At 65.3% G+C, this 21,796-nt stretch carries 26 protein-coding genes, 1 other RNA gene and 1 riboswitch; of the genes, 11 read left to right on the plus strand and 16 right to left on the minus strand.

Annotated features, from left to right (window positions below):
- Nucleotides 1–92: 92 nt before the first annotated feature.
- Both rsrA and ACX80V_RS00960 read right to left on the minus strand, forming a co-directional pair.
- Nucleotides 93–353: a mycothiol system anti-sigma-R factor gene (rsrA, locus tag ACX80V_RS00955; protein WP_185260958.1), complete on the minus strand. Its 261-nt coding sequence runs from the start codon at nt 351–353 to the stop codon at nt 93–95.
- Nucleotides 350–1,159 carry a sigma-70 family RNA polymerase sigma factor gene (locus ACX80V_RS00960; protein WP_485841605.1) on the minus strand — a complete coding sequence of 270 codons (810 nt, stop codon included), beginning with the start codon at nt 1,157–1,159 and terminating at the stop codon, nt 350–352. Before ACX80V_RS00960 ends, rsrA begins: the two co-directional genes overlap by 4 nt.
- 316 nt (nt 1,160–1,475) lie before the next feature.
- On the opposite strand from ACX80V_RS00960, the gene ACX80V_RS00965 reads away from it, so the two are divergent.
- The 11 genes from ACX80V_RS00965 (at nt 1,476) to ACX80V_RS01015 (ending at nt 10,197) form a co-directional block, all read left to right on the plus strand.
- Nucleotides 1,476–2,012, plus strand: a complete 537-nt coding sequence (locus tag ACX80V_RS00965; RefSeq protein ID WP_058931976.1) for a DoxX family protein — start codon at nt 1,476–1,478, stop codon at nt 2,010–2,012.
- Between the two features lie 6 nt (nt 2,013–2,018).
- Nucleotides 2,019–3,419 (plus strand): 3-phosphoshikimate 1-carboxyvinyltransferase, encoded by a 1,401-nt coding sequence (aroA, locus tag ACX80V_RS00970; protein WP_485841606.1) that lies wholly within the window; start codon nt 2,019–2,021, stop codon nt 3,417–3,419.
- A complete protein-coding gene (gene rsgA, locus ACX80V_RS00975; RefSeq protein WP_485841607.1) occupies nt 3,403–4,518 on the plus strand; it encodes a ribosome small subunit-dependent GTPase A in 1,116 nt (371 codons plus the stop codon). Before aroA ends, rsgA begins: the two co-directional genes overlap by 17 nt.
- Before the next feature lie 52 nt (nt 4,519–4,570).
- Nucleotides 4,571–5,383, plus strand: a complete 813-nt coding sequence (gene hisN, locus ACX80V_RS00980; protein WP_058931973.1) for a histidinol-phosphatase — start codon at nt 4,571–4,573, stop codon at nt 5,381–5,383.
- 159 nt (nt 5,384–5,542) lie between these two features.
- A riboswitch (SAM riboswitch) is annotated at nt 5,543–5,656 on the plus strand.
- 35 nt (nt 5,657–5,691) lie between these two features.
- The gene (locus tag ACX80V_RS00985) at nt 5,692–7,131 is read left to right on the plus strand and encodes an aminotransferase class V-fold PLP-dependent enzyme (RefSeq protein ID WP_485841608.1); all 1,440 of its coding nucleotides are present in this window, start codon (nt 5,692–5,694) and stop codon (nt 7,129–7,131) included.
- A 102-nt stretch (nt 7,132–7,233) separates the two neighbouring features.
- A complete protein-coding gene (locus ACX80V_RS00990; RefSeq protein WP_485841609.1) occupies nt 7,234–7,992 on the plus strand; it encodes a class I SAM-dependent methyltransferase in 759 nt (252 codons plus the stop codon).
- Nucleotides 7,993–8,023: 31 nt separating this feature from the next.
- Nucleotides 8,024–8,737, plus strand: coding sequence for a metal-dependent transcriptional regulator (locus tag ACX80V_RS00995; RefSeq protein ID WP_485841610.1), 714 nt, complete (start codon nt 8,024–8,026; stop codon nt 8,735–8,737).
- On the plus strand, nt 8,738–9,172 hold the full coding sequence (locus ACX80V_RS01000; RefSeq protein ID WP_485841611.1) for a fluoride efflux transporter FluC: 435 nt from the start codon (nt 8,738–8,740) through the stop codon (nt 9,170–9,172).
- Nucleotides 9,169–9,567, plus strand: a complete 399-nt coding sequence (locus tag ACX80V_RS01005) for a fluoride efflux transporter FluC (protein WP_485841612.1) — start codon at nt 9,169–9,171, stop codon at nt 9,565–9,567. Before ACX80V_RS01000 ends, ACX80V_RS01005 begins: the two co-directional genes overlap by 4 nt.
- A 43-nt stretch (nt 9,568–9,610) precedes the next feature.
- Nucleotides 9,611–9,979, plus strand: a complete 369-nt coding sequence (locus tag ACX80V_RS01010; RefSeq protein ID WP_485841613.1) for a hypothetical protein — start codon at nt 9,611–9,613, stop codon at nt 9,977–9,979.
- An 80-nt stretch (nt 9,980–10,059) separates the two neighbouring features.
- Nucleotides 10,060–10,197, plus strand: coding sequence for a hypothetical protein (locus ACX80V_RS01015; protein ID WP_167349845.1), 138 nt, complete (start codon nt 10,060–10,062; stop codon nt 10,195–10,197).
- Between the two features lie 4 nt (nt 10,198–10,201).
- On the opposite strand, the gene ACX80V_RS01020 is transcribed toward ACX80V_RS01015, so the two are convergent.
- From ACX80V_RS01020 to ACX80V_RS01085, 14 genes are all read right to left on the minus strand, one after another.
- The gene (locus ACX80V_RS01020; protein ID WP_485841614.1) at nt 10,202–11,179 is read right to left on the minus strand and encodes a S1C family serine protease; all 978 of its coding nucleotides are present in this window, start codon (nt 11,177–11,179) and stop codon (nt 10,202–10,204) included.
- 204 nt (nt 11,180–11,383) lie between these two features.
- Nucleotides 11,384–11,752, minus strand: a transfer-messenger RNA (tmRNA) gene (gene ssrA, locus ACX80V_RS01025).
- A gap of 87 nt (nt 11,753–11,839) precedes the next feature.
- A complete protein-coding gene (gene smpB / locus ACX80V_RS01030) occupies nt 11,840–12,310 on the minus strand; it encodes an SsrA-binding protein SmpB (RefSeq protein ID WP_056343258.1) in 471 nt (156 codons plus the stop codon).
- A gap of 87 nt (nt 12,311–12,397) precedes the next feature.
- Nucleotides 12,398–13,804: a M23 family metallopeptidase gene (locus ACX80V_RS01035; protein ID WP_485841615.1), complete on the minus strand. Its 1,407-nt coding sequence runs from the start codon at nt 13,802–13,804 to the stop codon at nt 12,398–12,400.
- Between the two features lie 27 nt (nt 13,805–13,831).
- On the minus strand, nt 13,832–14,746 hold the full coding sequence (gene ftsX, locus ACX80V_RS01040) for a permease-like cell division protein FtsX (RefSeq protein ID WP_485841616.1): 915 nt from the start codon (nt 14,744–14,746) through the stop codon (nt 13,832–13,834).
- Nucleotides 14,743–15,537: a cell division ATP-binding protein FtsE gene (ftsE, locus tag ACX80V_RS01045; protein ID WP_485841617.1), complete on the minus strand. Its 795-nt coding sequence runs from the start codon at nt 15,535–15,537 to the stop codon at nt 14,743–14,745. The genes ftsX and ftsE overlap by 4 nt, the downstream gene beginning before the upstream one ends.
- A gap of 175 nt (nt 15,538–15,712) precedes the next feature.
- Nucleotides 15,713–16,831, minus strand: coding sequence for a peptide chain release factor 2 (gene prfB / locus ACX80V_RS01050; RefSeq protein ID WP_058931963.1), 1,119 nt, complete (start codon nt 16,829–16,831; stop codon nt 15,713–15,715).
- 63 nt (nt 16,832–16,894) lie between these two features.
- Nucleotides 16,895–17,308 carry a pilus assembly protein TadG-related protein gene (locus tag ACX80V_RS01055; RefSeq protein WP_354252242.1) on the minus strand — a complete coding sequence of 138 codons (414 nt, stop codon included), beginning with the start codon at nt 17,306–17,308 and terminating at the stop codon, nt 16,895–16,897.
- Between the two features lie 64 nt (nt 17,309–17,372).
- Nucleotides 17,373–17,765 (minus strand): hypothetical protein, encoded by a 393-nt coding sequence (locus ACX80V_RS01060; RefSeq protein ID WP_485841618.1) that lies wholly within the window; start codon nt 17,763–17,765, stop codon nt 17,373–17,375.
- Between the two features lie 73 nt (nt 17,766–17,838).
- Nucleotides 17,839–18,261, minus strand: a complete 423-nt coding sequence (locus ACX80V_RS01065) for a TadE/TadG family type IV pilus assembly protein (protein WP_485841759.1) — start codon at nt 18,259–18,261, stop codon at nt 17,839–17,841.
- 24 nt (nt 18,262–18,285) lie between these two features.
- Complete coding sequence (locus ACX80V_RS01070) at nt 18,286–18,552, minus strand: hypothetical protein (protein WP_485841619.1); 267 nt, start codon at nt 18,550–18,552, stop codon at nt 18,286–18,288.
- Nucleotides 18,553–18,633: 81 nt separating this feature from the next.
- On the minus strand, nt 18,634–19,575 hold the full coding sequence (locus tag ACX80V_RS01075) for a type II secretion system F family protein (RefSeq protein WP_485841620.1): 942 nt from the start codon (nt 19,573–19,575) through the stop codon (nt 18,634–18,636).
- Complete coding sequence (locus tag ACX80V_RS01080) at nt 19,572–20,426, minus strand: type II secretion system F family protein (RefSeq protein ID WP_485841621.1); 855 nt, start codon at nt 20,424–20,426, stop codon at nt 19,572–19,574. The genes ACX80V_RS01075 and ACX80V_RS01080 overlap by 4 nt, the downstream gene beginning before the upstream one ends.
- Complete coding sequence (locus ACX80V_RS01085; RefSeq protein ID WP_485841622.1) at nt 20,426–21,649, minus strand: TadA family conjugal transfer-associated ATPase; 1,224 nt, start codon at nt 21,647–21,649, stop codon at nt 20,426–20,428. The genes ACX80V_RS01080 and ACX80V_RS01085 overlap by 1 nt, the downstream gene beginning before the upstream one ends.
- Between the last annotated feature and the right edge of the window lie 147 nt (nt 21,650–21,796).

Here is a 21,796-nt window from a genome sequence, read left to right on the forward strand (position 1 = left end):
TGTCTTTGGCGCCTGCGGTTCTGCTGACGGGCGTCGACGCAGTCCGGCGTCGACGCGGTCACGTGGGTCCCTGCAGACGGGTACCGCTTGCGTCAGGCGTCTACCGGGCGGATGGAGTGGATCCGGTCCAGGATGGCGTTCTTCAGGTTTTCCGGAGCGGCCTCGGTGCACGAGCGCTTCACCATGGTGCGGATCACGCACTCGAGGTCGTACTGCTCGGTGCACTCAGGGCACTCATCAAGGTGGGTCTTGATTTCCGTGATGTCCTCGCGGGTCAACGCCCCGTCGAGGTATTCGTAGATGCGTTGCATCCGGGCGTCATCGCAGTCGCCCAATCCCTGGCAGTCGCTCATTTCCTGTTCTCCTGTTTTGTGCTCGCGGCCGTGTCCTGTGATTCGACGGCGCCTTTGAATCCTCGTTCGGCGGCATAGTCCGCCAGCATGTCCCGCAACATTTTCCGGCCGCGGTGGAGCCGGGACATCACTGTCCCGATCGGCGTGTTCATGATGTCCGAGATTTCCTTGTACGCGAAGCCCTCGACGTCGGCGAAGTACACCGCCAGCCGGAACTCCTCGGGGATTGCCTGGAGGGCCCGCTTGACGTCCGAGTCAGGCAGGTGGTCCAGGGCCTCAGCTTCGGCCGACCGCAGGCCGCGCGACGTGTGCGACTCGGCCCTGGCCAGCTGCCAGTCCTCGATGGTGTCCGAGTTCGACTGCAGCGGTTCGCGCTGCCGCTTGCGGTAGAGGTTAATGTACGTGTTGGTCAGGATCCGGTACAGCCAAGCCTTGAGGTTGGTGCCGGGCTTGTACTGGTGGAACGCTGAGAACGCCTTGGTGTAGGCCTCCTGGACCAGGTCTTCAGCATCCGCGGGGTTCCTGGCCATCCGCATGGCGGCCGAGTAGAGCTGATCCACGTACTGCATGGCGTCACGCTCAAAACGGACCCGGCGTTCTTCCGCTGATTCGGTGGCCACATCCACGGGTTGCTCGGCGGGCGCAGGCTCAGCGGGCACAGGGGCATCCCCTGCAGGCCGCGCGTCTGCCGGCCGCGAGTCACTCCCTGCCGGCGCATCGCTGCGGGCATTGGCTTCGCTGCTTGTTTTGGCTTCGCGTTCGGAGGCCTCATACATGGCCTCGAGGGCCGGATCCAGGGTGCTCATTGCGTTCAAGTCTACTGTGACGGCCTTGGCGCGCGGCGATCCGTACTCCGGAGGATCGGATTCCAGAGTCTGCAGTGCTATGGGTCCGGCGGGCTCCGTCCCGTCCTTCAGTAACCTCAAGGGCAACTCCAGTCTGTGTCAGGCCATAGTGTTCCAGGCAAATACCTGCCGGGGAATCCATGATGAGTCAATTCGTCCGGTGTTCGGCGGACCCGCAATCCATAACCGCTGGCGGCAGGCAAATATTCCCCAAAAGTGCAAGACTAGAACGGACTCCGCCGCATCCGGTGCGGTTCGTCCAGCCAGGAGGAAACCCATGTCCTTTGTCCGTACTCTCGCCCGCCCCATGCTGGCCTCCAGTTTCGTAGTCGCCGGACTGGACAAGCTGAAGAACGCCGATGACACCGCCACCCAGCTCTCGCCGCTCCTGCAGAAGGCAGCCGCGTCGCTGCCGTTCCAGGCCGACGAAAAGATGCTGGCACGGGTGATCGGCGGAACGCAGGTGGGTGCCGGCGTGCTGTTCGGCCTGGGCAAGTTCAGCCGCCTCTCGGCAACACTGCTGACCGTCATCTCGCTCCTGAACACCTTTGTGGAATGGCGCAGCGCAGACATCAGCACCAAGGAAGGCCGAGAAGTCCGCCGGAACCAGCTGCTCAAGAACATTTCCCTCAGCGGCGGCGCCCTGCTGGCCTCGGTGGACACCGCCGGCAAGCCGGGCCTGGCCTGGCGTGCCGAGCACCTCGCCGCGGACGCCCGGAAGAGCGCCGCCGGCGCCCGCAAGACCACCGGCCAAAAGCTTCACAAGGCAGACAAGGCCGTGCGCCGCGCCGTCGAACACGCTACGGGGGCGTAAGGACGGATGACCGGTTCCACCCCGCCCGCAGCCACCGACTCACACAGCTCCACCGGCACCGTTCCGCACTGGCCGGCCCCCTTCGCCAGCAGGCCCATCAACGCCACCGTCACGGTGCCGGGTTCAAAATCCCTGACCAACCGGTTCCTGGTGCTGGCCGCGCTGGCTGACGGGCCGTCCCGTCTCCGCGCCCCCCTGCATTCCCGGGACTCTGCGTTGATGATCGACGCCGTCCGCCAGTTGGGAGCCACCGTCACGGAGGTGCCCGGCGACGGCGCGTTCGGGCCGGACCTTGAGGTCATGCCCCTGAGCCAGGAGGCGCCGTCGTCAAGGACGCACATTGACTGCGGCCTCGCCGGAACAGTGATGCGTTTTGTTCCGCCGCTTGCGGCGTTGCGCAACGGCGTGAGCGTGTTCGACGGCGACCCCCACGCCCGGAAGCGTCCCATGGGCACCATCATCGAGGCCCTGAAAGCCCTCGGGGTGGCCCTGACCGCGGACGACGGCGGGACCCCCTCGTCGCTGCCGTTCACCGTTGCAGGCACCGGGGAAGTCCGGGGCGGCCACCTGGTGATCGATGCCAGTGCGTCGTCACAGTTCGTCTCGGCCCTCCTGCTGGTCGGCGCCAGGTTTACCGACGGGCTCCACCTTGAACACGTGGGCAAACCGGTGCCGAGCCTGGACCACATCAACATGACCGTTGCCGTACTCCGCGGCGTCGGTGTATCCGTTGACGATTCCGTACCCAACCACTGGGTAGTGGCACCGGGCCCCATCCGCGCCTTTGACCAGCGCATTGAGCAGGACCTCTCCAACGCCGGCCCGTTCCTGGCCGCCGCGCTGGCCTCCGGCGGAACCGTCCGGATCCCGGACTGGCCCGCCGGCACCACCCAGGTGGGAGACCTCTGGCGCAGCATCCTGGCGGACATGGGCGCGGACGTCAGCCTGGCTGACGGCGTCCTGACCGTCACGGGCGGGCCAGAGATCAAGGGTGCGGATTTTGACGAAACCAGCGAACTCGCCCCTACCGTGGCGGCCCTCTGCGCCCTGGCCAGCGGACCTTCACGGCTGACCGGCATCGCGCACCTTCGCGGCCACGAGACGGACCGGTTGGCCGCGCTGGTCACCGAAATCAACCGCCTCGGCGGCGACGCGGAGGAGACCAGCGACGGCCTGGTGATCCGCCCGGCAAAGCTGCACGCCGGCGTCGTCCACAGCTACGCGGACCACAGGATGGCCACCGCCGGTGCCATCCTCGGCCTCGCGGTGCCGGGCATCGAAGTCCAGGACATCGCTACCACTGCCAAGACCATGCCGGAATTCCCGCAGATGTGGGCCGACATGCTGGCCCAGGGCGCTGCTGCCGACAAGCGCGCGGAAGGTCCCACTGGTGGCACGCAGCACTGATTCCTGGGACGAGTCCGACGTCCGGATCCGGCCCAGCAAAAAGGGCTCCCGGCCGCGCACGAAGGACCGCCCCAGCCACGACGACGCCGTCACGGGCCGCATCATCACAGTGGACCGCGGCCGGTACACCGCCGTCGTCGGCGAAGACTCGGGCGACGAGCGGGTCATCATCGCAGCCAGGGCCCGCGAACTCCGCCGCTCCCCCGTGGTTGCCGGCGACTTCGTCTCCCTCGTTGGAGATGTCTCCGGGGAACCCGACACGCTAGCCCGCCTGGTCCGGATCCAGGACCGCAGGACCCTGCTGCGCCGCAGCGCCGATGACACTGATCCGATCGAGCGTGCGGTGGTGGCCAACGCAGATCAGCTGGTAGTGGTGGTGGCCGCCGCAAACCCGGAGCCGCGCACAGGCTTCATCGACCGCGCCCTCGTGGCCGCTTACGACGCCGGCATTGAGCCGCTGCTGCTCGTCACCAAGGCGGACGTCAAGGATCCGGCGGAACTGCTGTCCAACTACGAGCACCTGGACTTCCCGGTGATCATCAGCCGCACGTCGGACTCCGAAGCCTCAGGTATCGATGCCCGCTCCGACGACGGCCTCTCTGCCCGCCTGGACAGTGACGCAGTTTCGCAGCTCCGCGCGTACCTCGAGGGCAAGGTCTCGGTGATGCTGGGTCATTCCGGCGTGGGCAAGTCCACCATGGTCAATGCGCTCACCGGGGCCGAACGGGCCACCGGTGGCGTGAACGCGGTGACCGGCCGCGGCCGCCACACGTCATCGTCGGCCCTTGCCCTGAAGCTGACCGGAGCTCCCGCCGGAAGCTGGATCATCGACACCCCTGGCATCCGTTCGTTCGGCCTGGCCCATGTGGACCCGGACCGGATCCTGCGGTCCTTCCCGGACCTGGAGCCGGGTACGGATGCCTGCGAGCGTGGCTGCAAGCACAACACCGCGGCCGTCAACTGCGGGGTGGATGCCTGGGTGTCCACCGGACACGCGGGCCCCACCGGCCCGGCCCGGCTCGCGTCCCTGCGGCGGCTGCTGGGCACGGATCCCCGCCTGGTGGGCCAGGAAACCAAGGAACTGGGCAGCATCGGCTAGACGGGACGCCGATGTCCCCAACACTGCGGCCCTGAGACGGTAGTTTGGAACCATGATCCAACCCGCTTCGAGCTACAACGATGACTTGCGCCTTGCCCATGTGCTGGCAGATTCCGTGGATGACCAGACCATGAGCCGCTTCAAGGCACTGGACCTCCGCATCGAGACCAAGCCGGACCTGACGCCGGTAACGGACGCGGACAAGTCCGCGGAGGAAGCCATCCGCGGCCAGCTGTCCCGCTCGCGTCCGCGCGACGCCGTGCTGGGCGAGGAATTCGGCAGTTCGGGCCATGGCTCCCGCCGCTGGATCATTGATCCCATCGACGGCACCAAGAACTTTGTCCGCGGCGTCCCCGTTTGGGCCACCCTGATCGCCCTCGTGGACGAAGGCGAACCCGTGGTGGGAGTGGTCAGCGCGCCCGCGCTGGGCAAACGCTGGTGGGCCGCCAAGGGTTCCGGCGCGTACATGGGCAAGTCCCTTGCCGCCGCAACGCGGCTCCGCGTCTCGGACGTCTCCAAACTTTCGGATGCCTCCCTGTCCTACTCCAGCCTGGGCGGCTGGAAGGAACGCGGCAACCTGGATGAGTTCCTGGGCCTGACCGAGGACGTGTGGCGCACGCGCGCCTACGGCGATTTCTGGTCCTACTGCATGGTGGCCGAAGGTTCCGTGGACATCGCCTGCGAGCCCGAACTGAACCTGTACGATATGGCTGCCCTGGTGCCCATCGTGGTGGAAGCCGGCGGCCGCTTCACCTCCTTGGAGGGACAGGACGGGCCGTTCGGCGGCAACGCCCTGGCCACGAACTCCATTCTGCACTCAGAGGTGCTCAAGCGGCTGAACCCGAATCTGGACGATCTCCTCTAGGCACTTTCTTCGAATTATCGACGGCGGACGCCTCCTCAAGGGGGCGTCCGCCGTCGTATCTTCGACAAATGAGACGGTTCCTCAAACGCGCGTAACAAAGTCCTTAACATTGGGCCGGGCTTCCTTTCTGCAGCGGCGGATGTTCTACGCTTCTTAACAGGTCACGAGTGCCAGCGCTAAACCCCGGTTTGCTGGCCGGCAACCCTCCATTCGCGGTGGGGTGCCCCGGGTGACGACCAGGCCGGTCCGGAATGGACACGGCAAGCGCGGGTTCCCGTTACCGGGAGTCCTTTTAGAGTGAGGTCTCCGTGACAACTGCCACCGTCTCCCCCAACACTGTTTCTCCCGACAACGCCGCCCCCGCCAAGGCCGCTGCGCTGTTCAACGATGCCGCCGCCATTGCCGGCCGCCCCCTCTCTGCCGTCACCGGCGCGGAAATCCAGGCACCGCTGATCCAGGGCGGCCACATCCGGTACGCAAACCTGGACTACGGCGCATCCGCTCCCGCCCTCTCCGTGGTGTCGGCCTACCTCAACGAGATCCTGCCGTTCTACGCCAGCGTCCATCGCGGCGCCGGCTACGCATCGCAGATCAGCACGTCCGTCTATGAGAACGCACGGGACATCGTGCGCGACTTTGTGGGCGGACGCCCGGACGACTCCGTCATCTTCACCCGGAACACCACCGACTCGCTGAACCTGCTGGCGGGTTGCCTGCCGGCGACGGACGGGCGGCCCAATGGCGATGTCCTCTACTTGGACATCGAACACCACGCCAACCTCCTGCCGTGGCAGGGAGTCCCGCACCGCAGCGTCGTCGCCGCGGACACCATCGTGGGGACACTCGAGGTCCTCCGCGCCGAACTTGAGCAGGGCAACGTCAGCCTCCTCGCGGTCACGGGCGCCTCCAACGTCACCGGCGAGATCCTCCCGATCAAGGCCCTGGCCGCCCTCGCCCATGAGTACGGAGCGCGGATCGTGGTGGACGCCGCGCAGCTGGCGCCGCACCGGCGCATCAATATCAGCACCGACCACGTCGACTACCTCGCCTTCTCCGGGCACAAGCTCTACGCGCCCTTCGGCTCCGGGGTCCTGGTGGGCCGCACCGACTGGCTCGACGCCGGCACTCCCCACCTGGCCGGCGGCGGCGCCGTCCGCGAGGCCAGGCTCGACGGCGTCAGCTGGGCCACCGGTCCGGCCCGGCACGAGGGCGGCTCCCCCAACGTCCTCGGCGCGGCCACACTGGCCCGCGCCACCCAGGTCATCGCGTCCCTGGACCACGACCGCTGGCACGCCCACGAAGCGGGCATCAGGTCATTCCTGGTGGACGGTCTCGCGAAGATCGACGGCGTCACCGTGCACCAGATCTTCTCGGACACGGACGCTGAAACGGGCACCATCGGCGTGGTGAACTTCTCCGTGGCAGGGTACGACGCCGGGCTTGTGGCCGCGTACCTGTCGGCCGAGCACGGCGTTGGCCTCCGGGACGGCCGCTTCTGCGCGCACCCGCTGCTCAAGCGCCTCGGCCTTCCCTCCGGTTCCCTGCGGGCCAGCTTCGGTGTGGGCTCACGGCTGGAGGATGCCCAGCGGCTCCTTGCCGGCCTGGAGCAACTCCGCCGGACCGGCCTGGGCTGGGACTACGTGGTGGACGCGGGCCGCTGGGTTCCGGCCAACGACACCCGCACGTACCCTCACTGGGCTCCCAACACGCCGGGCACCGCCGGCGCGGCTCCGTGCCTTGACGACTGACGCTTTCCTCCTCTGGTTCCTGACCTGACCGCTGCCCACCCGACTGCGGCCCATGCGGTAAATTCGAAGGATACCGATGGGCACAGTTGAAGGAGGCCGCACGTGGGACGGGGTGGCCCCAGGCTTGAGCACGGACGCCGTCTGGAACTCGGACGGAGTTTCCAGGATGGCGGCGAACATTACCAGCGCGTACGCCCTGGCTACCCTGCCGACTCAGCGGACTGGCTGATCCCTGCCGGGGCTGCGGACGCCGTGGACGTGGGCGCCGGAACCGGCAAGTTCACCGCCCTTCTGCTGGAACGCGGCCTGGCGGTTTCCGCCGTGGACCCGTCGCCGGACATGCTCGAACAGCTGCGGGGCCACTACGCGGCGGCGGACGCGACGCAGGGGACGGCAGAGGCGACGGGACTCGCTGACTCCTCGTTCGACGTCGTAAGCGTGGCGCAGGCCTGGCACTGGTGCGATCAGCTGCCGGCGAGCACCGAACTGGCGCGGATCCTGCGGCCCGGCGGAACGCTGGGGCTGATCTGGAACCAGCTGGACACGTCCGTTCCGTGGGTGCACCGGTTGTCCCGCATCATGCACGCGGGCGACGTCTACAAGCCCGGGTTCCGCCCGGTGGTGGGGCCGGAGTTTGAAGGCCTCGAGAGCCACGTGACGCGGTGGGAGGACAGCCTCAGCACGGCGGACATCATGGAACTGACGAAGTCCCGCAGCTACTACCTGCGCGCCGGCGAAGCCACCCGAAGCAAGGTCCTGGCCAACCTGGACTGGTATCTGCACGAGCACTTGGGGCACGCCGTGGAAGAGGACATCAGCCTGCCGTACCTGACGCTGACGTGGCGGGCCACGAAGGCGTGAGGGGCGCGGACCACCGGGTAGGCTAGGAGACGTGAAGACCAGCGCGCCCTCCTCCTCGATCGAGGACTACGTCAAGGTCATCTACGGCTTCACGGAGTGGCAGGACAAACCCATCACGTCCTCCCAGCTCGCGCAGCGCCTGGGGGTGGCAAACTCATCGGTCTCGGAAATGGTCCGCAAGCTCAAGGACCAGGGCATGGTGGACCACAAGCCGTACAGCGCCATCACCCTTACAGACTCCGGGGTCCGGCTGGCATTGTCCATGGTGCGCCGGCACCGGCTCATTGAGACCTACCTGGTGCAGGAGCTCGGCTACAGCTGGGACGAAGTCCACGACGAAGCCGAACTGCTGGAGCACGCGGTGTCGGACACGTTTATTGAGCGCATGGCGGCAAAACTGGGCAACCCGCAACGCGACCCGCACGGTGACCCGATCCCCGCCGCGGACGGCACGGTGCTGCTGCCCGAGGCCCATCTGCTCGGCGAACTCGATCCCGGGCACACCGGCCGGATCACCCGCATCAGCGACGAGAACCCTGATCTGCTGCGGTATCTTTCGGCCGAGGAAATTGACCTCGACGACGAGGTGGAGGTAGTGGGCCGTAAGCCGTTTGGCGGAGCGCTGGTGGTGCGGATCAGCAACGCGGGCAGGAAGCGGGACTACGATCTCGCGGATGAAGTCACCGCGGCGCTCTGGGTCCACAGTGACCACCCCCACACCGGCTGCACCCTCAGCGACAGCTGAATGACGAACGCCCGCGTGCCGCACTGGCGGGCCTGGCTGGCCGTGGCGGCAGGCGGCCTGGCCGGAACGGAACTCCGGTACGGGCTGGGCCTCGCCTTTCCGGAAACCGCTGGGGCAATGCCCTGGACCACCCTGGGAATCAATGTGACTGGCAGTTTTGTGCTGGCCGCCCTCACCACGGTGTGGATGGCGCGGCCGCAGACGGCATTCTGGCTACGCGCCGGCCTGGGGCCCGGATTTCTGGGCTCGTTCACCACCTTCTCTGCGGTAGTCTTCGCGATTGACCAGCTGACCAGGGCCGGCGAACATCCCGTGTGGATCGCCTACCTGGGGCTCTCCCTGCTGCTGGGCCTAGGCGCCGCGGCCGGTGGCTGGCGGACCGGGCGGCTGCTCTCCGACCGGCTGCAGGGTGACCGGGCGGGGACAGCACCGTGACGGGCGCGGTCCTGGTGGGAGTGTTCGGCATGGCGGGCGCCCTGCTGCGCTTCGCCGTCGACAGCTGGTTCGCCCACCGCGAGGGGCTCCGCACGGCCGTCAGCCTGAGCGGTAGGCCGCGGCACTGGCCGTGGGCCACGCTCACCGTCAACGTCACCGGGTGCCTGATCATCGGACTGTCCATCGGCATGACCGGACGGCTCGGCCTTGCCCCCGAGTGGCAGACCGCTGTCGCCACCGGCCTGGCGGGCGGGCTCACCACGTTCAGCTCCTGGACCACGGCCACGGTACGGCTCCTGAGCGAGTCGCGGTTCGGTGCCGCCGCCGTGAACATCGGCGCCAACCTGGCTGCCGGATTTGCCGCGGCGGCTGTGGGCATCGCACTGGCGTCGTAAGGGACTCATCCAGGTTTGTCCCGGTCCCGTATCGTTGACTCTGATGATTAGCAGACGCGACGCGGCAATTGCCCTTGATGTACCGATGGAAATGGCCCAGCGCCATGGCATCCCGAAACGACTGACCGAGGCGGAGCTGGGCGAAATCCTGGACAACCCACCGGCATGGCTGATCCAGTCGCGGGCCAACCGGACCGGCAAGCGTCCGGTCTGGGTGCACCTGGAATGTGCCGTCTGCGGCTACGAGGAAGCGGCCCGGCCCAAAAAATGGTGGCCGGAATTCACGTATGTGTTGTGCGAGCACCATGCCCCGGACGAGGTGCCGCCGCTGCGGCCGGGCCTCATCAGGAGCGAGTTCGACGGCGTCGGGACCCGTTTCGTGGGCATCGCGGACGTTGCAGTTCCGGACTGATTCGGGCATTACATTCGGGGCTGAACAGGCGTATTTTACGAAGTGGGACGCAGCCCGTCCCACGTCGTAAGGAGCATGCCATGCCGGACAAGTCACCACACCAGCAGCTGCACAAGAAGCCGGTCAAAACGATCAAGGAAAAACGCGCGGAAAAGAAGGCCAAGAGCCCGGTTGAAGGCCCGCAGGACCCGGTAGCGCACCTGAAGAAGCGCCGGTAGCGGTTTACCCGTTCCCGGCCATCTCTTCGGGCACTGCCACAATGTCCACTTCCTGGCCGTCCCTCAGCACTCGAATCAGCAGCGGCTGGCCGATCGCATCGGCGAACAGCAGCTTCTGCAGGCTTTCGGCGTTGCTGACGGGGCGGCTTCCGGCTGTCAGGATGACGTCACCCGCACGCAGGCCCCCGCGATCTGCAGGCGAACCGGCCAGGACCTCCACCACGCGCAGCCCGTCCCGTTGTCCCGTCCTGATCACCGCACTGGCATTGAGCCGGAAGGGTGTGCTGACTACACCGAGATAAGCCCGCCTGACGCGGCCGTCCTTCAGCAGCGCCGAGATGATGCGCCGCGTGGTGGTGTTGATGGGCACGGCCAGGCCCAGCCCCGCTCCGGCCACTGCGGTGTTAATTCCCACGATGCGGCCGTGGGTATCGGCCAGGGCTCCGCCGGAACTGCCGGCATTGAGTGCAGCGTCGGTCTGGATGACGTCCTCGATCACGCGCCGGTTGCCACTGGACCACACCGGAATGGCACGGCCCAGGCCGCTGACTACACCTGCGGTAACTGATCCGGCCAGGCCCAGCGGATTCCCTACCGCAATGACCAGCTGGCCCACCCGCAAGGTCTCGGCATCGCCGAACTGCGCCGGGGCCACTTTCGGTGCCCTGCCGTGGACCACCGCGAGGTCGGACAAAGGATCCGCCCCCACCAGTTCAAGATCGGTCCGGCTGCCGTCAGCAAAAGCGGCATGGCCTTGATGGGTGCCGGCCACCACATGCGAATTGGTGAGCAGGTAGCCGTCTTCAGTGAAGAGCACCGCCGAGCCTGCGCCCATGCGGAACCGGCCGTTACGGCGGTTGCCGGTCATTTCAATGGCCGCAACATGCGGGGTGACCGTCTCAGCCACGCGCATGACGGTCTCTGAATACGAGTCCAGCGGACCGTCGTCGGCCGCTGCATTGGGTTCCTGCGCCTGTTCCATGGCACACCTCCTGGCTGGCGTTGCTGCCTCCGGCTTCCAGACCTGCTGCTGCGCCGGAGCCTACTGGGGACAACCACGCGGTGGCGCCCGGTAGTCCCGGAACGGCTACGCCGTGGGTGAACAGGGCACCCAACACTGCGCTTAAATGCCAGAAGACCCGGACGCGGGGTCCGGGCCTTCTGGCAATGTCTTGCGACATTCAAAATGTGGAGATGGGGGGAATTGAACCCCCGTCCGATGTTGTGTTAACAGGGCTTCTCCGGGCGCAGTTTGCGTCGGACTTTCTCGGCCCCAGCCCTCCTGCAAACAGGTGGCTGATCCGGGCCCAGTCATCTAAGAGTCCCGTTTGCCCCGATGACGGAGGCAAGCAGCAGTGGCTATCTAAATGACGCCAGGATCCGGGGCAATAGCAACCTCGGGCTGACGGACTGTCTTACTGCTTAGGCAGCGAGAGCGAAGTCAGTGCGGTTTGATTTGGCACTTATTGGTTTGCAGACAGCGTTTACGAGATAATTCTGCATCCTCGGCCCGCTTCACCTGTCGCGACTAACATCGTCGAAACCGATCATCCCCGTATTTTGTTTTCAAACCGGCCGGGCTGTGCACGCACAAATCCCTGCCGGACTACCTATCATAACGCATGCCCGGCGGAAATCATTCCTACCGGCGGTTGCGTTCCCGGACCTCGCGAAGGGCTTCGCGGTTATCCTGCTGCTCGCGCAGGGTCTGGCGCTTGTCGTACTCCCGCTTACCGCGTGCGACACCGATCTCCACCTTGGCCCGGCCATCGAGGAAGTACAGCTGCAGCGGCACCACTGTGAAGCCGGACTCCCGGATCTTCACGGAAATCTTGTTGAGCTCCTCACGGTGCAGCAAAAGCTTCCGACGGCGGCGTGCGGAGTGGTTGGTCCAGCTCCCCTGGTTGTACTCGGGGATATGGATGCCCTCCATCCACAGCTCGTCGTTGTAGAACGTGCAGAAGCCGTCCACCATGGAGGCGTGGCCTTCGCGCAGGGACTTGACCTCGGTCCCCATCAGGGCGATGCCGGCCTCGTAGGTATCCAGCACGTGGTAGTCATGCCGGGCCTTGCGGTTGGTGGCCACAACTTTACGGCCACTTTCTTTGGGCACGGTGGAACTCCTCAGTTCGTGGATCCTGGTTGGCTCCGGCCGTTCCGGCGCGGAGTCATACCAGTGTACGGCAGGCGCGGACCGGCGTTACAGCAGGCGCATCGGGTCAACTGCGGCCCCGTTGAGCCAGGTTTCGAAGTGTGCGTGGCAGCCTGTTGAGTTGCCGGTGCTGCCCGAGTAGGCGATGAGCTGCCCGGCGGAAACCTGCTGGCCGTTGGAGACCACGATGCTGCTGTTGTGGTAAACGATGGTGGTCAGCGAGTTGCCCTGCACCACTCCATGGGAGAGCTTCACCCGCCAGCCGCCGCCGTCAGCGGAGTTCCAGCCTGAGGAGAAGACCTCGCCGGCGGCCGCGGCGTAGACGGGGGTGCCGCAGGCTGCGCCGAAGTCAATGCCGGTGTGGACATATCCGCCCTGCCCGTAGAAATCGATGGTTCCCGGCGGGGTTGACCGCCAGCCGAAGCCGGAGGTGATCGGAACGTCACCGGAGAACGGGGACCGCAGGCCAAAGGCCGACGGCGATCCGGTCACCGGGGCGTACGGCTGCTCGGCCTGGCCCTGCGCCCGTGCGGCGGCAGCGGCCGCCTCCGCGAGCCGGCGCTGCTCTGCTTCCCAGGCCTCCCGGAGTCTGCGGTCACGTTCGGCGATTTCGTTGGCTATGGCGTTCTGGCTTGCTGCAACCGCCGCCATTTGGGACTGGATGCCTGGTTTCGCTGCCTGGAGTTCGGCATCAAGGCGCACGGTGTCGGCGATCAGCTGGTCAACCTGGGCCTTCTTGGCAGCCGCCTCGTCACGGGCAGCCTTTTCCCGTTCCAAGGCGGCGTCTGCCTTGGTTTTGAGGTCCCTGATTTCTGCCTCAACGGCTTCGAGCCGGGCCTGCGAGTTCACATTTGTGGCGCTTTGCTGGGACAGCTTGTCCATGGCGGCGTTCTGGCTGCGCATGGCCTGGTCCGCGAGATCCATGGTGTCGGTCAGGCTGCCGCCGTTGTTTGCCCCGAAGAAGAGGGTCAGGTTCGACGGCACGCCTCCGGACTTGTAGGCCTGGGTGGCGATCTGGCCGATCAGCTTCTTGGTGTCCGCGATCTTCTGCTTGTCAGCCTCAAGCTGCTGGGTGATTTTGGCCTTATTCTGCTGTGCAAGGTCAACCCGCGCCGTCAGCGCTTCAACTTCCTTGACCGCACTGGCCACGCGCCCCTGGGCCTCCAGGAGTGCCTGCTGGGCGCCCGGCAGCTGGCCTTGATAGATCACTAGGTCGCCGGCGGCCTTCGCGATGCGTGAGTCCACGAATTCCAGGGACTGCTGAACCCGGGCCGCCTCAGCTTCGAGGGCGGCACGCTTGTCATCGAGCTCATCGGCGTGCGCCACCGGGGCTGACGCACCCATGCTGGCGGCGAGGAGCAGGGCCAGGACGCCGCTGATCAGGCCGGCGCGGCGGCCCGCAGGTCGCCGGCGTTCGGCCCGGTGCCGGGGCGCAGTTCGGTGCAATTCGTTCATCAGGATTCCTTGTTCGGTTTGCACAGCCTAGACCTTCAAATATCTGCGTAAGGTCAAGAGCGACGAAATTCCTGCCAAAGATCCGCCAAGGATCAGCAAGGCCGGCGCAAGAATGAGCGTCTGGCCCGGCGAGATAAACGCCGTATCCGGATACTGCTTGGACAAGTACTCGCCCAGGAAGAAGTGCGCCACCGCCCACAGCGTGCCGGATGCCAGGGCGGCGCCGATCACCGCCGCAATCACCCCTTCAAGGATGAACGGCAGCTGGATGACGAGCTTGGACGCGCCCACCAGGCGCATGATCCCGGTTTCGCGGCGGCGGCTGAAGGCCGAGAGCCGGATGGTGGTGGCGATCAGGAGAATGGCACAGATAATCATCACGCCGGCGATGCTGACCGCAACCAGGGAGGCGGCATTCATGGCCGAGAAGAGCCGCTCCAGGAGCTGGCGCTGGTCAATGACCGTTTCGACGCCCGGCTGCGAGGAGAACGTCTCGCTGATGATCTGGTATTTTTCCGGATCCTTCATGTTGATGCGGAACGATGAAGGGAGCTGGTCCGGCGTGACGGAATCCACGATCGGAGAATTCGAGAACTGTTCCTTGAAGTGCTTGTAAGCCTCTTCCTTGGACTCGAACTGGAAATCGTTGACGTATTGGGCCACGGCGGGTGATTCGAGCAGGGTCTGCAGGTTGTCCTGCTGCTCCGGCGTGACCGGCCCGGTGGCGCAACCGGCCGCCGTCGAACCGTCACTGCAGAGGAAGATGGCAACCTGGACTTTGTCGTACCAGTAGCCCTTCATCTGGTTGATCTGGAGCTGCAGCATGCCTGCGGCACCCACGAATGTCAGTGAGACAAAGGTAACCAGGATGACCGAGACCACCATGGAAACGTTGCGGCGCAGTCCGCTGCCGATTTCGCCGAGGACAAAGGCGAGCCTCATCGCTGCTCCTCCCCTGCGCCCGGATTGCGTTCCCCTGATGCGGGCGGCAGGGATTCGTCCCGGCCGCTGGCGTCCCTGAGCCGGCGGGACTGGCCCACCACGGGGATCATGGAGGTATACAAAGCTTTGGCCTCGTCGCGGATGACGATGCCATTCTTGAGCTCTACAACGCGCTTGCGCATCTCGTTGACGATGTCGTCGTCGTGCGTGGCCATGACCACCGTGGTGCCGTTCTGGTTGATCTTGTCCAGCACGCCCATGATGCCCATGGAGGTGGTGGGGTCCAGGTTGCCGGTGGGTTCATCGGCGAGGAGGATGCCGGGGCGGTTGACTACGGCACGGGCGATGGCCACACGCTGCTGCTCGCCGCCGGAAAGCTCATGCGGAAGGCGGTTTTCCTTGCCTTCCAGGCCCACGGTCTTCAGGACTTCGGGGACGGTGTCGCGGATGACGCTGCGGCTCTTGCCGATGACCTGCATCGCGAAGGCTACGTTGGCGAACACGCTCTTCTGCGGAAGGAGCCGGAAGTCCTGGAAGACCACGCCGATGCCGCGGCGGAGCCTGGGCACGCGCCAGCTGGAGATCTTGGCGACGTTTTGCCCGGCGACGTACACGGCGCCCGAGGAGGCCCGGTCTTCCTTCAGCACCAGCCGCAGGAAGGTGGACTTTCCGGATCCGGAAGCGCCGACGAGGAAGGCAAATTCACCACGGTCAATCTCAAGGCTGACATCGTCCAGCGCAGGCCGGGCCGTATGGTCGTAGACCTTGGTGACATTTTCGAATCGGATCATGGCCCTAATTACCCTGCAGGGCACGGCTGATACAGCCCAGATCTGCAGCCGGCGCACGGGCTTTCGTTTGGGGGAAGTAGAGCTCCGGCTCCTCGACTATACGCAGGCTTTTGGCCGGTTTTCGGGGGCTTCGGGGGTGTGTCGCGCGATCAAGCCTACCGGGTAGGCACAGCAGCTACGACTTCTCGGCGTTCCGGTTGTCGGTGCGCCAGCGGATCCCGGCGTCGATGAAGTCGTCAATTTCGCCGTCGAACACGGCGGAGGTGTTGCCTACCTCGTGTTCGGTCCTGAGGTCCTTGACCATCTGGTACGGGTTCAGGACGTAGGAGCGCATCTGATCGCCCCAGGATGCCTTGACATCGCCGGCGAACGCCTTCTTTTCGGCGTCCTCCTGCTCCTTCTTCAGGAGAAGGAGCCGGGACTGCAAAACGCGCAGGGCTGCTGCCCGGTTCTGGAGCTGCGACTTTTCGTTCTGCATCGACACCACGGTGCCGGTGGGGATGTGGGTCAGCCGGACGGCGGAGTCGGTGGTGTTAACCGACTGCCCGCCGGGACCGGAGGACCTGAACACATCCACACGGATCTCGTTGTCCGGTATGTCGATGGAGTCCGTTGACTCGATGAGCGGAATGACCTCGACGGCGGCGAAGGACGTCTGGCGGCGGCCCTGGTTGTCGAACGGGCTGATCCGCACCAGGCGGTGGGTTCCGGCTTCGACGCTGAGCGTGCCGAACGCATACGGTGCCTTGACTTCGAACGTTGCGGACTTCAGTCCCGCCTCTTCGGCGTAGGAGGTGTCCATGACGGTGGTGGGGTACCCGTGGCGTTCGGCCCAGCGAAGGTACATACGCATGAGCATTTCGGCGAAGTCTGCGGCGTCAACGCCGCCGGCCCCGGCCCTGATGGACACCACGGCTTCACGTTCGTCGTACTCTCCGGAAAGCAGCGTCACTACTTCGAGTTCCTTCAGGGATTTCCTGATGGACTCCAGCTCGGTTGCAGCTTCGCCCATGGAATCGGCGTCATCCTCGTCCTGGCCAAGCTCCACCAGCACTTCCAGGTCATCGATCCGCGATACCAGCCTGTTCAGCCGCTCCAGCTCGGACTGGCGGTGCGACAGGCGGGAGGTGATCTTCTGCGCCGCGGCGGGGTCATCCCACAGGTCCGGCTCGCCGGCGCGTTCGCTTAGTTCGGCGATGTCTTCCTTCAGAGCCTCAACATCGCTGACTCGCTCGATGGAGGTGTAGGTGGCGCGAAGAGCGCGGATTTCTGCGGAAAAATCAATATTGGCCATGGTTGTTTAAGCCTACGCCATCCGGCCGGAGTGCCGGACTTCTCCTGACTTCTCCGCTTCCGGTCAGCGCGTGAGCCGGGAACGGGCCGTGGAGGCCGCTTCAATTCTGATGCCATCAGGCACCAGGAAGTTCACCATCGGCGGGTGGACAACAGCGCTGAGAACCACGACGGCGGTGGACCCGTCAGGGCTGCCGGTCGCCGCTGAAACGGCTAACCCGTCGAACCGGGCCGACGACGGGCTCCGCGCGATAAAGTCGGCCGCAACGCTGCGGACGCGTCCAGGGCCCAGTACGGCTGAGGGGCTCCCGCCCTCTCCGCCGACCTCGCCCAAGGTGTAGCTGTCGGCGGCGGCCAGCGAGGCGCCGTCGGCCAGGGACAACAGCCGCTTGTGTTCGAGGTAGACGCTGGAGATGCCGATGACTACTGTGACCACCAGGAGGGCCAGCGCGACGTAGCCGATGATCATGACGATCATCTGGCCGCCCTCACCTGGATCGCTCTGCGTGGCTTCGGGGATCGCTTTGTGCGTCACTTTTGGGTCACCGGAACCTGCCCACCAGTTGGGTGGACGAGGCTTCAACTTCGCTGGCCTTGAGCCTGAAGTCCTCGTTGAATGGCACGAAGGGCAGCGGGACAGTGAGGTTGACCGTGACGGTGACGGCCGTGCCCGCAGCCTGGCAGTCGGCAGGGTCGCAGCGGGTGGATACGCGTGCCTGCTCGGCATCGTGGCCGAAGTCCGCGAGGGCGATGCGGGCTGCCTGTTCGGCAGCAGCCTGGGCAGACTCTGCTTCCGGTTGGGCGACGAACACCTTCGCGGCCTGGTCGGCGGCGCCGACCACGGCGAAGGACCCACCCTGGATCTGTCCCACGGTGATGATGAAGTAGACCAATGGGACCATCAGGAGCAGCGCGAGGAAGGTGAATTCGACCACTGCACTCCCATCTTCCCTGTGCTCGTCGCGGAGCGCATCGCTGAATCGCTTGCGTAGGCAGGAACGCCAGGTGTTAGGGCTGGATTGCGGCATGGCCCTTCACCTCGAGCAGGTCCCGGGGGCCGATCAGCCCGATGACGGGCATCGGAGCCTTGATGGTCACTTCGAGGGTCCGCAGGCCCTGGAACGTCACTTCGGCAGTTGTGATGTCCTGCGCGAACTCAGCGTTCAGGGAAGTCTCGATGAGCGTCGCCGCCCGTTCCTGGGCATCTGACGCTCCCCGGTCTGCGAGGGTTCCATAACGTGCCCCTGAGGCTGCCGCGTCGATCAGAGTGTTGCGGACGTGCAGGACCAGGGTCAGCTGGATTATCGCCAGAAAAAACATGGTGAGCAGGCCGCCCACGAGGACGAAGTCCACGACGGCAGAACCGCGTTCATCCGTGCGCCAGGCCGGCTCATCGCCGATCCGGGACCGGCACGGTTCCCGGCTGGGCATGCATTGGCTGGCGCCCATCATGACTTACTTTCCGACCTTGTCCATGGCCTGGTTGAACATCGTTTCGAGGGCTGGGCCGGCGAGAGCCAGCAACGCCGCCACCAAGACTGCGGACATTAAGGTGATCATCACCCAACCGGGGACGTCGCCACGTTCCGGGTGGTCTTGGGCCGGCACGTCGGGATCTGTCGCTGCGTACCTCCGGCCTGACACAGTTTCACCGGTCCGTGCCCACAGGCCGGCCAGCAAAGCGAGGAGCAGCAGGCTGCCCGAGATTCCCATGTTTTTCATTTCGGTCCCATTCGTTGTGTAAATGATGCGGTGGAAGTCATGTGGCGGTTAGTGGCTGTGACGGCTTGGCGATGCTCATGGCTAAAGTCCAAGGCTGATGGCCGCGATGCCGGGGAACACTGCGAAAACCACTGTTAAGGGCAGGACACCAAAGACCAAAGGAACCATCATGGCAATTTCTTTCTTGCCCGCCGACTCCATGAGGTCCCGTTTTGCGGTGTCCCGGACGTCCTGGGCCTGAGCCCTCAACACATCTGCCAAGGGTGTGCCCCGCTCGACCGCGACGATGATTCCGTCGACAAATCTGACGAGCGGCCCCAGATCTGTCCGCGAGGAAAACTCCTGGAGCGCTTCCACCAGCGGTTTTCCCGCTCTGGTCTCAGCAAGAATCTTGGAAAACTCCTTGGCCAGCTCGCCACTGGCGCTGCGACAGACGCGGTCCAGGGCCCCCGTGGCACTTTCACCGGCACCGACAGCCAGGGCCATGAGCTCGGCAAGACTGGGAAACTCCGCCATCATCCGGGATTCCCGCCTGCTGATCTGGACGCCCAACCAGAAGTCACGGAAGAGAAAGCCGCCGAGCGCGCTTCCGAGGACGGCCACAACCGCGAGGAATGGACTGAACCGGCCGGCTACCGCGCCCAGCACCACGGCGGCCACGGCGGCGGCGAATCCAGCGGCGGCCCAGAGGAGCTGTTCGGCCCGGAAATCTATGGGTGATTTGTTGATGCTGGCTTGGGCGAGCCTGCGGGTCAGCGCCTTTGACCCGAGGTTCAGCTTCCCCAAGGCTGCGAGTCCGTCGTGGAGCAGGGGACGCACGATCCGTTCCAACGGTCCGAATGGCGTGGCGTTCTGTCCGCTGACCCGCAGCAACCGCGATTCAAGGTTTTGCGATTTCAGCTGCGGATCGATGCGCTCGACGAATGTGAGCGGCCGCATAAAGGGCAACCGGACGAAGATCAGCCAAAGGCCCGTCCCGAGGACGATGCCGCACACAATCGCAGTCGCCGAGATCCCGTTCATCGCAGCACCCGTTCGTCCTGCGGAAGGGCGCCGATGCGGAGCATGATGGAGTAGCAGACCAGCGACACCACGAGCCCGCCGAGGAGGACGCCGGCTCCCATGGGCGTGTTGTAAGCGTTCACGGCTTCAGGCCTGGTGGCCAGGAGGAGCATAACGATCCAGGGGGCGGCAACCGCGAGCCTGGCGGCGTTGACAGTCCAGGACTGCCGGGCCTCGAGCTCGCTGCGTGTCCGCGCATTTTCCCGGAGAAATTCCGCAAGGGTGCCCAACAGCTTCCCCAGGTCCGAACCGCCCACTTCACGGGTCAGCCTGAGTGCCTCGACGATCCGGTCCGCCACCGGGTCCGCCAGCCGGTCCTTGAGTTTATTAAGAGAGGCATCGAACTGCCCGCCCGCGCGGTAGTCGGCTCCGAAGTCCCGGAAAACATGCCGAAGCTCCTCGGGGCCTTTCTCCCCCAGCTGGATCAGGGCCTCCGGCAGTGAAAGCCCGGCGCGGATGGCCGAGCGCAGGTGGTCCACCACGTCCGGCCAGAGCTGGCGTAGGACGGCAGTTCTCCTGTTCGCCCGCCACCGGACAATGCTGACGGGCAGCCAGGCGCCGAAAAGTCCGAAGCAGATGGATATAGGCCATGACCGGCTGACCACAAAGAGGATGAGAGCCACAAATATGCCCAATCCCAAGCATGAGGCCACGAGGCCCGTCCCGGTGACCTTTTCGATTCCGGCGGAGGCCAGCAGGTCCTCGAGGCGGCTGGCCCGCGGGCGGCGCTTCAGCGCTGCCGGCTTTTCCCAGAACGACCACCAGATCAGGAAGAGCCCGGCGCCCGCAAGCACCCCTACCAGAGGCGCCATCAGCGCGGGTCCAGCAGCGCCGCGACGTCGTACCCTGCCCGGGAAAACTTCTCCGCCGCGGGCATGGAGTTGGCCCGCGGCTGCAGCTGGCCATCCTCCATGGCGAAAACCATGGAGGATTCGATGACGCCGTTTTCCACGCGCCGGCCGAGGGAAAGGATCTCGGTTACTTGGCGGCGGCCGTTGGCGTGCCGGCTGCAGTGGACCACGAGGTCGATGCAGGACGCCACTGTGGGGACGACGAAGGCAGACGAGATATTTTCACCGGCGAGTAGCGGAAGGGTGCAGATCTTGGTCACGGCGTCGTGGGCTGAGTTTGCATGGACGGTGCACATCCCCGGAAGGCCACTATTTAAGGCGATCAGCATGTCCAGGCTTTCCGCTTCCCGTACCTCTCCCACCACTAGTCGGTCCGGGCGCATCCGGAGGGCTTCCTTTACAAGCCTGCGCAGTGGGATCTCGCCTTCGCCTTCGAGGTTGGGCTGCCTGCATTGGAGTCCGACGACGTCCCGGAGCGGGAACTGGAGTTCGAAGATTTCCTCGACCGTAATGACGCGCTCACGGCTGCCGATGCTCGCTGCCAGGCAGTTGAGCATGGTGGTCTTGCCCGCCTGGGTTGAGCCCGACACGAGGATGTTCAGTCCGCTGGACACCGCTGCACCGAGGAATCGGGCGGACTGTGGTGTCAGGGTTCCAAGCTCGACCAGGTGCTCCAGGCGGCTGGCCTTCACCACGAACTTGCGAATATTCACGGCCCAGTGCCTGCGGGTGACATCTGGAATAACTACGTGGAGTCTCGAACCATCAGGCAAGGCTGCGTCCACGAAGGGCGATGACATGTCCAGGCGGCGGCCAGAACTCTTCAACATGCGTTCCACGAGATCGCGAACCTGCTGGTCCGTGAGGCTGAGTGAGGTCAGTTCCGACTCGCCGTTCCTGGCGACGTAGATTTCGTTGGGCGCGTTGATCCAGACTTCCTCGATGGTCGGATCGTCCAGCAGCGGCTGAAGGACACCGAAGCCGGCCACCGCATCAAAGACAAACTTGCGGGCGGCCTCCAGCGGACCAATCGGAGGGAGCGGCCCCATCAGGGCCCGTTCGTCGTAGTCGCTGACAGCCGCCTCTACGAGACGACGGACCTCGCCCGCCTGCCGCAGTGGATCAAGACCCCGACGGCGGATCAGCTCGCGGACTTCGTCTTCCACGATTCGCACAGCGTCCATGTAGTTCCCCAATACAACTGCCGCCCCCGGCGGAGGCAGTTCAACTGGGTACAGCCTAGGGAGCGTACAGCACGCCGCCAAGTCATATGAGTCGGGCTGTGGATAACAGTGACGCATCTTTCACATTGGCAACAGCGGAAACTCTGG

It is taken from the genome of Pseudarthrobacter arbutini (genome assembly GCF_054510915.1).